A 13469-nucleotide genomic window follows, 5' to 3' on the forward strand; every position below is an offset into this window, starting at 1 on the left:
ACGAGCCGGAAATGTGGTCGAGCGTCGGTCGACTGTTCCGACCTCCTGCGCCGACCCTGGTACCCGGGCCTACGGTGTTCATGCTCCACAGCCACATCGCCGAAATATTGCGGCCCTACCGTTGATCCCATGCGATACCGGCAGAGTCTCCACGGGCACGGCTTCGAGTTCGACGGTCTCGTGGAGGTGCTGGCGCGGGCGACGCCGCTGCGCTCCGGCGACGTCCTCGCCGGGTGCGCCGCCCGGTCCGACACCGAGCGGATGGCGGCTCGGATGGTGCTCGCCGACCTGCCGCTGAGTGTCTTCCTCGAGGAGCAGGTGGTTCCGGCCGAGTCCGACGACGTCACCCGGCTGATCCTGGAGACGCACGACACGGACGCGTTCGCCCTGGTCAGCGGCCTGACCGTCGGGGCCTTCCGGGAGTGGCTGCTCGCCGCCGCCGCGCGTCGCGACACCGGGCTGCTGACCGCCGCGGCGCCGGGCCTGACCCCCGAGATGGTGGCGGCTGTCTCCAAGATCATGCGCAACCAGGACCTGATCGCGGTGGCCGCGGCCACCGAGGTGGTGACCGGCTTCCGCACGACGATGGGCCTGCGGGGACGGCTGGCGACCCGGCTGCAGCCGAACCATCCCGCCGACGACCCGGCCGCCGTCGCGGCCTCGATCCTGGACGGACTGCTCCTCGGCTCCGGAGACGCGCTGATCGGCATCAATCCCGCCTCCGACAACCCGGGTACGGTCGCCGACCTGCTGCGTCTCCTCGACGACGTACGTCTCCGCTACGAGATCCCGACGCAGAGCTGCGTCCTGACGCACGTCACCACGACGATCGACCTGATCGAGGCCGGGCTGCCGGTGGACCTGCCGTTCCAGTCGATCGGTGGCACCCAGGGCGCCAACGAGGGGTTCGGGGTGACCCTGGCGATGCTGGCGGAGGCCGACGAGGCGGCTCGGACGCTGGGCCGCGGCACGGTCGGGGACGAGGTCATGTACTTCGAGACCGGCCAGGGGTCGGCGCTCTCCGCCGACGCCCATCTCGGCACCGGTGGACGACCGGTCGACCAGCAGACCCTGGAGGCGCGGGCGTACGGCGTGGCCCGGGCGTTCCGGCCGTTCCTGGTCAACACGGTGGTCGGCTTCATCGGTCCCGAGTACCTCTACGACGGCAAGCAGATCATCCGCGCCGGCCTCGAGGACCACTTCTGCGGCAAGCTGCTCGGCGTGCCGATGGGCGTCGACGTCTGCTACACCAACCACGCCGAGGCCGACTCCGACGACATGGACACCCTGCTCACCCTGCTCGGCGTCGCCGGCTGCACGTACGTGATGGCCGTCCCGGGAGCCGACGACGTGATGCTCGGCTACCAGTCGACCTCCTTCCACGACGCCCTCTACGCCCGGCAGGTCCTCGGCAGACGCCCGGCGCCGGAGTTCGAGGAGTGGCTGGACTCCGTCGGCCTGCTCGGCCCCGACGGCTCCGTACGCGACATCGACCCGGCCGCGACCGTGCTGAAGGAGCTGGCCCGGTGAGCGAGTTCTGGGACGAGGTGCGCCGGGCCACGCCGGCCCGGATCGGGCTGGGCCGGGCCGGCAACGCCGTCCCGACCTCCGAGGTCCTGGCCTTCGGGGCCGCCCACGCGGCCGCACGCGACGCGGTCCACCTCCCGCTCGACGTCGACGCGCTCGTCGAGGCGCTCGGCGGGCTGGGACTGGGTACGCCGCTGGTGGTCGTATCCGCGGCACCGGACCGCGCGACGTACCTGACCCGGCCGGACCTCGGCCGTGTGCCCGGCGCCGACCTGGAGCTCGGGTCGGGCGAGGCCGACCTCGCCGTCGTCGTCGCCGACGGGCTCTCCGCCGAGGCGGTGGCCAAGCACGCGGTGCCGCTCCTGGAGCACCTGCTCCCACTGCTCGACGGGACGATGACCGTCGCCGCGCCGGTGGTCGCCACCCAGGCCCGCGTCGCGCTGGGCGACCACATCGGTCGGGCGCTGGGCGCGCGGCTGGTCCTGGTGCTGATCGGGGAGCGGCCGGGGCTCTCCTCGAGCGACTCGCTGGGCGCCTACCTCACCTGGGAGCCACGGCCCGGCGTCCTCGACTCCGCCCGCAACTGCGTCTCCAACATCCGGCCGCCCCACGGCCTGGACCATGCGACGGCGGCACGCACCATCCTCAGCCTGGTCGCCGGGGCCCGCGAGCTCGGAGCGACCGGTGTGGCGCTCAAGGACGGATCTTTCACAGGGCTGTTACCTGGCGCGACGACGGCCGCCACGCACGATTCCTAGCCTCACGATCATCCACCCCCACGAGATCCGGAGGCGTGCCATGCCCGAGGCACACGAAACCGTCGAGCCGGTCCGGCTCGATGACGAAGCACATCTGGCCAGGCTCGGCTACAAGCAGGAGCTGGCCCGCACCTGGTCGGGGTTCTCGAACTTCGCCATCTCGTTCTCGATCATCTCGATCCTCGCCGGCTGCTTCACCACCTTCGGCCAGGCGTGGAACAACGGCGGACCGGTGGCCATCTCGTGGGGCTGGCCGATCATCGCCGGCTTCATCCTGATCATCGGCTTCACGATGTCCGAGCTGGTCTCGGCGTACCCGACCTCGGGCGGCATCTACTGGTGGGCGGCCAAGCTCGGCGGACCGGCGGCGGGCTTCTTCACCGGCTGGCTGAACCTGATCGGGCTGCTCGCGGTGACCGCGAGCGTCGCGTACGGCGCGGCGACCTTCCTCGACCTGACGCTCTCGACGCTGAGCGAGGGCTGGGCGGAGGGCTACTCGCTGGGCCGTGTCTATGCGATCTTCCTGGTCATCCTGGTGCTGGCCGCGCTCGCCAACATCTTCTCCAGCCACCTGCTGGCCGTCATCAACAACGTCTCGGTGTGGTGGCACGTCGCCGGCGCCGCGGTCGTGGTCCTGGTGCTGGTCATCGTGCCGGACCACCACCAGAGCTTCAGCTATGTCTTCACCGAGCGGATCAACAACTCGGGCTACGCCGACGCGAAGTACTGGTTCCTGGTGCTCCCGCTCGGGTTCCTGCTGACCCAGTACACGATCACCGGCTTCGACGCCTCCGCGCACCTCTCGGAGGAGACCCAGGGCGCCGCCGACGGTGCCGCCAAGGGGATCTGGCGCTCGATCTTCTACTCCGCGATCGGCGGGTACGTCCTGCTGCTGGCGTTCCTCTTCGCCGTGCAGGACCCCGAGGGCGTGAGCGAGGGCGGCGGCGCGGTCGATGTGATCTTCGGCCAGGCGCTGCCCACCTCCTGGCACTTCGTGGTGCTGCTGATCTCGACCGCCGGGCAGCTCTTCTGCGCCACCGCCTGCGTGACCAGCGCCTCCCGGATGACGTACGCCTTCGCCCGCGACGGCGCGGTCCCCGGCTCCTCGCTGTGGGCGAAGGTCAACGAGTCCCGGAAGGTCCCGGTCAACGCGGTGCTGCTGGTCGCCGTCGTCGGTGCGGTCATCACCCTCCCGGCGCTGTGGGGCGTCGGCGGCATCCCGCTCGCCTTCTACGCGGTCACCTCGGTCGCGGTGATCGGCCTCTACCTCGCCTTCGCGATCCCGATCTTCCTGCGCTGGAAGGCCGGCGACTCCTTCGAGACCGGGCAGTGGACCCTCGGCCGGCACTACAAGTGGCTCAACCTGGTCGCCGTCGCCGAGATCGCGACCATCTCGGTCTACTTCATCCTGCCGTTCGTACCCTCCGGCTGGATCACCAGCGACGACTTCTCCTGGGAGTCGGTCAACTACGCGCCGATCCTCACCGTCGGCTCGCTGATCGTCCTCGGGATCTGGTGGGCGGTCTCGGCCCGGACCTGGTTCAAGGGGCCGAAGACCACCCTCGACTGACGCCGGGCCTCAGACGTCGGGCCTCAGACGCCGTACGCAGCCAGCCAGCGCTCGATCTCGGCGTAGGCCTGCTTGCGCACCTCGGGGCGCGACAGGATCACGTCGTGTTTCGCGCCGGGGACGGCGACGTAGGTGACGTGGCGGCCGATCGCGGTCGACCAGCGGCGGATCTGGCGCACGTCGAGCACGATGTCGGTCGAGTGGACGAGCTCGCCCATCGCCTTGGGCTTGCTGGAGCGATCGGAGGAGAGGACCAGCACCGGGGCCTTCACGTCCAGGCCCCGGTGGAGCCTGGCGTGGCCGTCGCGGATCGCCTTGAGCCAGCCGAGCCGGATCGGGTAGGAGCCGACCGGCTTGAGGCCGAGGTCGAACTCCCACTCGCCGTCGTGCTCGACGTGGAGCGACATGGTGTAGAAGCCGCTCACGTCGCGGCCGAGCTCGCGCATCGGCGCGCGGTGGCCGATGCGGCGCACCACCGGCGTGGCGACCTCACGCAGCAGGAACGAGCCCTGCAGGTCGAGCCACGGGGAGTTGAGCACCATCCCGGCCAGCGCGTCGGGCTGGCGGTCGTCGGCCCACAGCGAGGTGGTCAGGCCGCCGGTGGAGTGGGCGCTGAGCATGACCTTGGAGTGGCCGTCGCGCTCGGTGATCCGCTCCCAGGCGGCGTCGATCTCGTCGAAGTACTCCGACAGATCGCCGACGTACGTCCCCGACTGGTGCTCGCGCAGGGACCGGCCGTACTTGCGCAGGTCGAGGCCGTAGAAGTCGTAGCCGCGCGCGGTCCACCACTCGGCGTACTCCTTCTGGAAGAAGTAGTCGGAGAAGCCGTGCACGTAGAGGACGGCGGCCTTCGCGTCGCCGTCGGCCGGCCGCTTGACCAGCGTGGCCACGACGGTGCCCTCGAAGTCGTCCGCGAGCTCGATGGTCTCGACGGTGTAGGGGTCACCGAGTACGTCGATCGTCATGACGGCATCTTCTCACCAGAAGGAAGGAACCAGGCCCCAACGTCCGTAGACGTCGGTCACGATCTCCTTCAGCCGCTCCGAGTCGGGGACCGCGTCGGGGTCGAGGGCGCGGATGCCCAGGTTGCAGGTGTCGCCGACCTCGCACCACCACGACGTCACCCCGCCCCGCATCCGGCGCAGCTCGCCGCGGGTCGCCCCGAGCGCGAGGCCGCGGAAGACGATCGAGTCGGCGGCCACGCCGAACGGGGCGACGAAGTCGGGGTCGGGACGGCCCAGGTTGGAGGCCAGGCCGAGCGGGGTGACGACGTTCTTGAGCAGCGACCTGGCGACGCGGTCCGGGATCATCTGCGCCAGCGGCGCGATGTGGGCGATCGGGTCGGGGCGGGTGCCCTTGAAGAGCGCGGAGAACTCCTTCTTCGCCCGCTCGCGGATGTGGGCGAGGTCGGTGACCCGGCCGACGCCGTCGCGCAGCTCGGTCTCGACCGCGATCGAGACCCCGGAGGTGGCGTTGGAGCGCAGGTCGCCCTCGCCGCGCATCGAGACGGGCAGCGACATCTTGACCGGTTCGCCGGGGCGTACGATCCCGGCCTCGAGGAGCACCTCCACCGAGATCGCGATCTGCAGCGTGTTGGAGGTGCCGCCGGCGCGCTCGACGGCAGCGTTCCACTCCGAGACCGGGCAGTCCGCGCCGGCGAAGGCCACCTCGTGGACCACGTGGTCGTCGGGCTGCGGGGGCGGCACCGGCCGCTTCTCGGAGGACTGGGCATCCAGCGCGGGCAGCTTCCCGGCCTTGCGGGCCGCCCGGAGGCCGCGGGCCGCGGCGCGCGCCATCGTCCGGGCGTCGCGCCGGTCGTCCTTCCGGGTGACCTCGGTCGCCCCGGGGTCGTCGAAGGGGAGCCGGGGCAGGGGCTGGCGGCGTACGGCCGCGATCAGGGCGCCGAGCTTCATCCCGCCGTCGCAGACGATGTGCGAGGCGTTGTAGGTCACGACCGTGCCGCCATCGGTCGTGTAGGCCATGAAGAACGCCCACAGCGGTCCCTTGACCGGGTCGAACGGCACCTCGTCGGTGGTGGTGTCGAGCCAGGCCATCACCTGGTCGGGCTTGATCCGGTCGGGGTGCAGGCGGACCGGCTCGGCCGTCGTCGCCGGCACCCAGCGGGACCGGGCGCCGGTCACCGTCGGGCGGACGACGAGGCGGTTGAGCGGGCCCTTGGCCAGCTCGTCGACCACCTCCTGGACCGCCTCGACCGGGATCTCTGCCGGAAAGCGCCAGGCGGTCTGGCCGACGACCGGGACCCCGATCACGGTCGCGGAGCGGAGAAAGACCTCGTCGTCGTACGTCAGCCGGTTGGTGCGCTCGGGAGCGAACGGTGCCGGGCGGGCGCCGAGGCTCGCGGGCGGCAGTGAGGGCAGCATCACAGGCTCGGGCATGTGGTCTGGGTCCTGTCGTTGGGGGATTCTGGGACGCGATGCGGTTCGTCTTCGGGTTGGTGGGCAGCCGCGGCGATGTGCAGCCGGCGCTCGCCGTGGCCCTCGAGCTGCGCCGTCGCGGCCACGAGGTCACCGTCGGGGTCGCGCCCAACCTGGTGCCGCTGGCGGCGCGGCTGGGGCTGGACCCGCATGCTGTCGGCCCTGACAGCGGTGCGCTGCTCGCCTCGTCCCTGGTCCGCGAGGAGATGCGCTCGGCTAATCCTCGCACCCGGGTGCGGGCGGTACGGAAGGTCTCCGCCCACGGCTGGGACGACTTCCGCGCCGACCTGGTCTCGCTGGCGGGGGAGCGTGGCAGCGCCGACGTCGTCGTCGCGGGCCTGCTCGGTCAGGAGGTCGGCTCGGCGCTCGCGGAGCGGATCGGTGCCGGCTTCGCCGCGCTCCACTACTTCCCGGTCCGCTCCAACCGGTCGGTGAAGGTCGTGCCCGGGCCCGAGGTGGTCCAGGAGAAGGCCTGGGACGTCGGCATGCGGATGCGCTGGGAGCTGACCCGCGAGGCCGAGAACGCTCAGCGCGCCGCCCTCGGTCTGGCCCCGGCGCGCACCCGGCTGCAGACCCGGCTCCGCGACCGCGGTGCGGTCGAGGTGCAGGCCTACGACCCGCTGCTCGTGCCCGGGCTGCCGCGGGAGTGGGGCATCCAGAGCCCGTTCGCCGGCTTCCTGGCGCTGAGCGCGGCCGACCGGCTGCGGCTGGGGGAGACCGCCCCGAGCGGGTCCAGTGCCGACGACCTCGGTGACTGGCTCGCGGCGGGCTATCCGCCGGTCTACGTCGGCTTCGGGTCGATGCCTGTGGCCGACCCGGCCCGGCTGGTCGCCGATGTCGCGGCCGCGACCGCCGATCTCGGCCTGCGCGCGCTGGTCAGCAGCGGCTGGAACTCCTTCGAGGTCGACGTCCCCGACCACGTACGTCTCGTGGGCGCCGTCGACCACGCCGCCGTGCTTCCGCGGTGCGTCGCCGCCGTCCACCACGGCGGCGCGGGCACCACCGCCGCGGTGCTGCGGGCGGGGATCCCGAGCGTGGTGGGGTGGTACTCGGCCGACCAGCCCGTCTGGGGTCGCCTGCTCGGCGACCTCGGCGTCGGCACCTCGTTCCGGGCGGCCCGCCTGGACCGAGACCGGCTCCGTGAGGCGCTTCGCGCGGTGCTGATGCCGGGCGTGCGTGAGCGGGCCGCCGAGGTGGCGACCCTGCTGATCACGCCCGAGGTCGCCGTCGCGCGGGCTGCTGACGCGCTCGAGCGGGCCTGCTGAAGCGAAGCCCGAAGCGATGTGCACTGCTGAGGGCGTCACCACACCTCGACGGTCAGACCCCACGAGCCGAGCTCCTCGACGACCAGCTTCTTCAGGAAGTCCAGGTCGGGCACGCGGTCGGGCTCGGCGGCGACCAGGTTGAGCGTCGTACGCGGCCCCGACTGGATCAGCCAGGCGATGATCCCGCCGCCGACGTCGTAGGCGTCCTGGGCGGTCGCGTTCTGGTAGCCGGCGAGCCCGGCCACGAGGCGTACGTCATCGCCCATCGCGTAGCGGTAGTCGTCCGGGAGCTGGGGCAGGTTGGAGGCCATGCAGGCCGCGGCCGGCGGCTGCGGCAGCTTGTCGAGCACCGCGTCGGGCAGCATCTGCATCATCGCCAGCGGCACCGGGACCAGGCCCGGACCGGCCTGGCCGAGGCGGATGTAGGCCGCCTTGGACAGCTTCTTGATCTCGGCGAGATCGCGCCGGTCGAGGACGTCGCGGGGCACCTCGACCATGGCCACCCGCGTCGAGTTGGAGCGTACGTCCCCGGGCTGGAAGTCGCTCATCGGCAGCGAGACCGGGACGTCACCCCGGTCGACCGGCACGTGGTCGATCCGGACGAGCAGGTCGGCGACCACGTTGATGAACCAGGCGTTGGTCGAGCCGCCGTGCTCGGCGGCGATCTTCGTCATCGTCTCGGTGTCGAACTCGGTGATCAGCCGCGGCATCCGCCACGTCTCCGGCGCCGGGTTCGGCGTGGTCTCCGGGTAGACGCGCGGTGCCTTGGTGGCGAGCGCGGCGGTGCCGTCCTTCTTCGCCCGGCGGCGGGCCTTGGCCCAGTCGCGGACGGCGCGCCACTGGCTTCGGGAGTCGGCGGCCTCGGCGCGGAGGCGGTCCCAGCCCGTGGCCGGCGCCGGCGGCAGCCGCAGCGGCTCGCCGCGGGAGGCCCGGCACACGGCGTCGAGCACGGAGCCACCGTCGCCGACAGCATGGGCCAGCAGCATCGAGACGACCGAGGTGCCGTCGTCGAGGTTGATCGCGGTGAGCCGGTAGGTCAGGCCCTCGTGCGGGTCGAGGTGGTCGCTGTGGCGCTCCTGGAGCCAGTCGGTGATCCCGGAGACCGGAAGGATCTCCTCGTAGAGCTCGATCGACGGCTCGCGATCGGCGTTGGTCCACAGGTCGCGGGCCCCGGGGAACCTCGCCCGGTGCAGCTGCCGCGACAGCCCGCCCTCGGCCAGGCCGGCGGCGATGTAGCGCAGCCGGTCGGCGTCGTAGGGGCTGTTGAGCCGCCAGATCCACTGGTTGGCGATCGGGCTTCCGAGCCCGCGATGGCGCCGGGCGAAGAGGTCGTCGGCGAACTGGAGTCGGCCGGAGTTGTCGATCGGTGCACGGGTGGCAGCGGGCATGGGGGGTCCTCGAGATAGAGCGGGCGGCCGGGCAAAGGCGTGTGAAGAGCGCGCGCAGGGGGAGGAGTCAATCGGAGTCGATACGTCATGTAAACCCCCCGGGGCAATAAAGAAGTGTGGTGATTCCCACGTCAGGGGGCAGTCGAATTCGGGTCCGCACCTGTGTGCACAATAGGCCGCGACATGGGACGACATCGCTGTCGTCGCAGGCGGTCGCCTTCTCGGGCTACGGCGTTCTTGAGGTTCGTTCGGGTCCCCGACTTGGCGTTGTGCCGCATTGAGCCCCCCACCTCAGAGAGGAACTCCACCTCCGATGGAGTACACCGAGCTGTCCGCGTACGACGTACCCCCGGGCGAGGTGACCGCGTGGATCCCCACCGCGGAGCCGAGCTCCTGGGTCGACGACGACCGCCGACTGTCGCACAACCACGAGCTGCACCTCGACACTGCCGAGGCGGGCTCCTGGATCGGGTCGATCATGCGGTTGACGGGGCAGCTCGACGTGACCGCACTCGACCTGGCGCTCCGAGCCTGGATCGGGCGCCACGAGGCGTTGCGCGGGACCGTCGAGGAGACCCCGGCCGGCCGGCGGCGTCGCACGGTCGCCCCCGAGGACGTGTCGGTGGCCACCACCGCGCTCGGCCGGTTCGACGGCGAGGACGCCCGCGGCCGCGTCTCGGACTTCCTGGCCGATCACATCGACCCGTCGGCCTGGCCCTACGTCGTCTTCGCCACGGTGGCCGACGCCGACGGCTTCACCCTGGTCTTCGGCGCCGACCACGGCGTCATGGACGCTTACTCCCAGCTGCTCTGGTTCGAGGAGATCGCCTCGCTCTACGAGCGGGCGCTGGCCGGTGAGCCGTTCGCCGAGCTCGCCGCCGTGACCACCGGCAGCCACATCGACCACGCCGCCGCCGAGCGGGTCACCGGCGAGGCGATGTCGCTGGAGAGCGAGTCGGTGCGGGTCTGGCGCGACTGGCTGACCGGTCCCGACGGGCAGCTCCGGTTCGCCGACTTCCCGGTCCCGGGGATCACCGACGTAACCGCCTCGGCGTCGCCGCTGCCGCAGGCGAGCCTGTCGCAGTGGCTCGGCGACCCGCGCCAGGCGCGGGCCCTCGGCGAGCTGTGCAAGAGCGCCGGCGTCTCCTTCCAGGCCGGGATGATGGGCGCGATGGCGTACGTCCTGCGTGCCCAGCACGGCGTGGAGCGGATGCGCTTCGTGGCCCCCATGCACACCCGCTACACCGCCGAGCACGCCGCCGCGGTCGGGTGGTACGTCGGTCTCGTCCCGGTCACCCTCGACATCACCGGCGCTGCGACGCTGCCCGAGGTCGCCGTCCGGGTCCAGGCCGCGCTGGCCGAGTCGAAGCCCCTGGTCCCGCAGCCGTTCGCGCGGGTCGCGGACCTGCTCGGCATCGACGACGCCCCGCACTTCGTGGTCACCTTCGTCGACACGCGCTTCATCTCCGGCGCCGAGCGCTGGAACGACTGGGACGCGCGTACGCTGCGGGCCCCCGTCCGCGCCGACGATGAGGTCTATCTCTGGCTCGTGCGCGACCGGGACGGTCTCAACGTCTCCACGCGCTACCCGGAGACGGTCGCCGCGGAGCGGGTCGTGCGCGACCTGATCGGCGGGATGAGCGATCTCTTCGACGAGATCGCGCAGCCCGAGACCGCCTCGCTCGAGGGGACCGCATGAGGATCGGGCCGCTCGCCGATCTGGCTCCCGCGCCGGGCCGGGTGGTCGTGCTGCGGCCGACGCCGGAGTGCCAGGCGGCGGCCGATGCCGCGCCGGTCTCGCCAGGAGCGCCGTCGTTCCTGCAGGCCGACCACCTCGACGCCTACCGCGCCAAGGTTGCCGCCGGTGGCGTGCACCGGGCCTGGACCGGCACCGCCGGTGAGTTCTCCGGCGCCTTCTCGGCTGCCGCCTATGCGGAGGCGCTGACGTCGTTCGTCGGCCGCCACGAGGGCCTGCGGACCTGGTTCGACCTGTCCGGTGAGATGCCGGTGCGGCATCTGGTGCCGGCCGAGGCGATCGCCTTCGAGGCCGTCGAGGTCGAGGCGCCGGCCGACTGGTCCGGGGGCTGGGAGGACCTCCTGGTCAGTCTCTGGGACGAGCAGTGCCGCCCCGACTCCTGGGCGCCGTTCCTCCTCGGCGCGATCGTGCGCGAGGACGGCTTCACCTACTTCTGGGGCTGCGACCACGCCTTCACCGACGGCGCCTCGCAGCTGATGGTCCCGGCCGAGCTCGGCGCCGCCTATGCCGCGGCGCTCGGGGCCGAGGTCGAGCCGCTGCCCGAGGCCGGCAGCTTCGTGACGTACGCCGCCGCCGAGCAGCAGGTCGCCGCCGCGTGCGACGCGGAGACGCCGGCGGTGCGCGAGTGGGTCGACATCGTCTCGCGCCACGGCGGGCGGCTGCCACGGTTCCCGGTCTCCCTGGGGCTGGACGCGGGGGAGACCGCGCCGGTCCGGGTCCGGCGATGGACCGCTCTCGAGGGCGAGGCGGTGGACGCGCTCGAGTCGCTGTGCCGTTCCGCCGGAGGACGGTTTGCCAGCGGCGTCTTCGCGCTCCTGGCCCACGCCGAGCAGCGCCTGACCGGCAGCTCGGACTACCTGGGGATCACCGTTCTCGGCACCCGGTCGCAGGAGACCGCGATGTCGCACGGCTGGTTCTGCAACTTCGCACCCGTCTCGATACCGCTGGGGCCCACAGTCGAGGAGACCGTCTTCGCGGAGACCGTGCTCGCGGCGGAGAAGGCCTTCGGCACCGCCCGCGAGCTGGCCCGCACCCCGGTCCATGTGCCGCTGGGCGCCATGGTCGCCGGCGGCGTCCTCGCACCGACGGAGCTGGCCAGCCCGCAGATGGTCTCCTACCTGGACGTACGCAAGTTCCCCGGCGCCGGCACGGAGCCGTTCGACACCGGTCTGCACTTCACCGGCGAGGGACGTACCGCCAACGCCAGCCTGTGGGTCAACCGCTTCGCCGACCGCTTCGAGATGGCCACCCAGAGCCCCGACACCGAGCAGGGCGGGCGGGCCGTGGTGACCTACGTCGAGGCGCTCCGCGACGTGCTCGCCGACCTCGGCCTGCCGGTGCTGCCGGTCGATGCCGACCAGATCATCGGGACCGGACATGCTGGTCACGACCGCTGACCTCTGGGAGCCCCGGCCGGGCACGCTGCTGCGCTGGGACCTCTCCGCCCCGCCGCACGGCGCACCGGCCGAGCTCTCGCTCAACCAGCGCAACCACCTGGCCGGTGCGATGGCCGGCGCCCCGACCGTCTGGCTCGCGGCCGCCTTCGACGTCGACGGGCCGATCGAGCCGGTCGCGCTCTCGCGCACCTGGCGCGCGTTCCTCGCCCGCCACGGCAGCCTGCAGCTCGAGGTCGTCGCGGGTGCGGACGGGCCGCAGGCGCGTCGCCACCATCCCGGCACCCTGAGCTGGTCGGTCGCGACCGTCGGCCACACCGGCACCGTCGAGGAGACCCGCGCCGCTCTGCACGCCGCTCTCGACGAGCGGTGCGGACCGTTCGGCTATCCCGCCTTCCTGCCGGCCGCTATCTCCCGCCCCGACCGCTCCACGATCGTCCTCGGCATGGACCACCTGCACTGCGACGCCCACTCGGTCGCCGTGGCGGTCGAGGAGCTCGCACACCTCTACGCCGCCTTCGCGGAGAGCGGCGAGGAGCCCTCGCTGCCGCCGGTGGGCTCGTTCCTCGAGGCCGTCTCGCAGGGTTCCGACGGCCCGGCCCGGGTGGCTGCCGACGACCCGCTGCTCCGCGGCTGGGGTGACTTCCTCGCCGGCCGCGGCCACCGGCTGCCGACCTTCCCGCTGCCGCTCGGCCTCGAGCCGGGCGAGCGGGCCGCCCAGGCCACCGCCGTGGCCACGCTCGCCGACGCCGACCTGATGGACCGCATCGGCGCCCGTGCCCGCAACAGCGGGGCCTCGACGTACGCCGCCGTCCTGGCCGCCCTCGCCACCGCGATCGCCGACCTCGGCGGCGGTGACCGTCTGGACACGATGGCCCCGGTCTCCACCCGCTCGGCCCAGCCCCTCACCCGCTCGATCGGCTGGTACACCACCACCGTCCCGCTCACCGTCCCCGCCTCGCTCACCGACCTGGGCCTGGCCGAGGCCGGCGACGCGGTCCGTCACGGCGTACGCCTCGGGTCGGTGCCGCTCGACCAGGTGCTCGGTTCGCTCACCGAGCCCCTGGTGCAGACGCGCAGCGACGTGTTCGTCGTCTCCTGGGTCGACTACCGCCACGTCCCCGGCGGCTCCTCCCACCTCGACCGCGATGCCCAGCACATCTCGGCCTCCACCCAGGCCGACGACGTCCAGATCTGGTTCTCCCGCACCCACTCCGGCCTCGCCGTCCGGATCCGCTACCCCGACACGTCGGTGGCCGCGGCGTCCGTCGAGTCCCTCCTCGACCGCCTCCGCCACACCCTCGTCGATCTCTCCCGTCAGCCCGACGACCTCGCCATCCTCCGGATCGACTGAACGGGCGAACCGACTCGCCACG

General features: G+C 72.2%; 10 protein-coding genes. 7 read left to right on the forward strand and 3 right to left on the reverse strand.

Annotated features, from left to right (window positions below):
• Positions 1 to 129 precede the first annotated feature (129 nt).
• The 3 genes from HD557_RS10165 to HD557_RS10175 are packed head-to-tail and all read left to right on the forward strand — an operon-like array spanning position 130 to position 3855.
• Positions 130 to 1530: an ethanolamine ammonia-lyase subunit EutB gene (locus tag HD557_RS10165; protein ID WP_196873799.1), complete on the forward strand. Its 1401-nt coding sequence runs from the start codon at positions 130 to 132 to the stop codon at positions 1528 to 1530.
• Entirely contained in the window at positions 1527 to 2285 is a 759-nt protein-coding gene (gene eutC, locus HD557_RS10170) for an ethanolamine ammonia-lyase subunit EutC (protein ID WP_196873800.1), read from the forward strand. The genes HD557_RS10165 and eutC overlap by 4 nt, the downstream gene beginning before the upstream one ends.
• A gap of 40 nt (positions 2286 to 2325) precedes the next feature.
• On the forward strand, positions 2326 to 3855 hold the full coding sequence (locus tag HD557_RS10175; protein WP_196873801.1) for an amino acid permease: 1530 nt from the start codon (positions 2326 to 2328) through the stop codon (positions 3853 to 3855).
• A 23-nt stretch (positions 3856 to 3878) separates the two neighbouring features.
• On the opposite strand, the gene HD557_RS10180 is transcribed toward HD557_RS10175, so the two are convergent.
• Together HD557_RS10180 and HD557_RS10185 are read right to left on the reverse strand one after the other, a co-directional pair.
• Positions 3879 to 4820 (reverse strand): alpha/beta hydrolase, encoded by a 942-nt coding sequence (locus tag HD557_RS10180; RefSeq protein ID WP_196873802.1) that lies wholly within the window; start codon positions 4818 to 4820, stop codon positions 3879 to 3881.
• 12 nt (positions 4821 to 4832) lie between these two features.
• Complete coding sequence (locus HD557_RS10185) at positions 4833 to 6251, reverse strand: hypothetical protein (RefSeq protein ID WP_196873803.1); 1419 nt, start codon at positions 6249 to 6251, stop codon at positions 4833 to 4835.
• Between the two features lie 38 nt (positions 6252 to 6289).
• Here HD557_RS10185 and HD557_RS10190 point away from each other — a divergent pair, with 38 nt between their 5' ends.
• A complete protein-coding gene (locus tag HD557_RS10190; RefSeq protein ID WP_196873804.1) occupies positions 6290 to 7555 on the forward strand; it encodes a glycosyltransferase in 1266 nt (421 codons plus the stop codon).
• Between the two features lie 35 nt (positions 7556 to 7590).
• On the opposite strand, the gene HD557_RS10195 is transcribed toward HD557_RS10190, so the two are convergent.
• Complete coding sequence (locus HD557_RS10195) at positions 7591 to 8943, reverse strand: hypothetical protein (RefSeq protein WP_196873805.1); 1353 nt, start codon at positions 8941 to 8943, stop codon at positions 7591 to 7593.
• 313 nt (positions 8944 to 9256) lie between these two features.
• On the opposite strand from HD557_RS10195, the gene HD557_RS10200 reads away from it, so the two are divergent.
• From HD557_RS10200 to HD557_RS10210, 3 genes are read left to right on the forward strand one after another with little or no spacing between them, the layout of a single operon-like run.
• Positions 9257 to 10642, forward strand: a complete 1386-nt coding sequence (locus HD557_RS10200) for a condensation domain-containing protein (RefSeq protein ID WP_196873806.1) — start codon at positions 9257 to 9259, stop codon at positions 10640 to 10642.
• Positions 10639 to 12096 carry a condensation domain-containing protein gene (locus tag HD557_RS10205; protein WP_196873807.1) on the forward strand — a complete coding sequence of 486 codons (1458 nt, stop codon included), beginning with the start codon at positions 10639 to 10641 and terminating at the stop codon, positions 12094 to 12096. Before HD557_RS10200 ends, HD557_RS10205 begins: the two co-directional genes overlap by 4 nt.
• Entirely contained in the window at positions 12077 to 13447 is a 1371-nt protein-coding gene (locus tag HD557_RS10210) for a condensation domain-containing protein (protein ID WP_196873808.1), read from the forward strand. Before HD557_RS10205 ends, HD557_RS10210 begins: the two co-directional genes overlap by 20 nt.
• The last annotated feature ends 22 nt before the right edge of the window (positions 13448 to 13469 follow it).

It is taken from the genome of Nocardioides luteus (genome assembly GCF_015752315.1).
In the GTDB taxonomy this organism is placed as follows: Bacteria; Actinomycetota; Actinomycetes; order Propionibacteriales; family Nocardioidaceae; genus Nocardioides.

Bases quoted from the DNA above. Each gene is read 5' to 3' on its own strand.
- HD557_RS10165 (WP_196873799.1), top strand. From the start codon at position 130: ATGCGATACCGGCAGAGTCTCCACGGGCACGGCTTCGAGTTCGACGGT.
- HD557_RS10180 (WP_196873802.1), bottom strand. From the start codon at position 4,820: ATGACGATCGACGTACTCGGTGACCCCTACACCGTCGAGACCATCGAG.
- HD557_RS10200 (WP_196873806.1), top strand. From the start codon at position 9,257: ATGGAGTACACCGAGCTGTCCGCGTACGACGTACCCCCGGGCGAGGTG.
- HD557_RS10210 (WP_196873808.1), top strand. From the start codon at position 12,077: ATGCTGGTCACGACCGCTGACCTCTGGGAGCCCCGGCCGGGCACGCTG.
- HD557_RS10195 (WP_196873805.1), bottom strand. From the start codon at position 8,943: ATGCCCGCTGCCACCCGTGCACCGATCGACAACTCCGGCCGACTCCAG.
- HD557_RS10175 (WP_196873801.1), top strand. From the start codon at position 2,326: ATGCCCGAGGCACACGAAACCGTCGAGCCGGTCCGGCTCGATGACGAA.
- HD557_RS10185 (WP_196873803.1), bottom strand. From the start codon at position 6,251: ATGCCCGAGCCTGTGATGCTGCCCTCACTGCCGCCCGCGAGCCTCGGC.
- HD557_RS10205 (WP_196873807.1), top strand. From the start codon at position 10,639: ATGAGGATCGGGCCGCTCGCCGATCTGGCTCCCGCGCCGGGCCGGGTG.
- HD557_RS10190 (WP_196873804.1), top strand. From the start codon at position 6,290: ATGCGGTTCGTCTTCGGGTTGGTGGGCAGCCGCGGCGATGTGCAGCCG.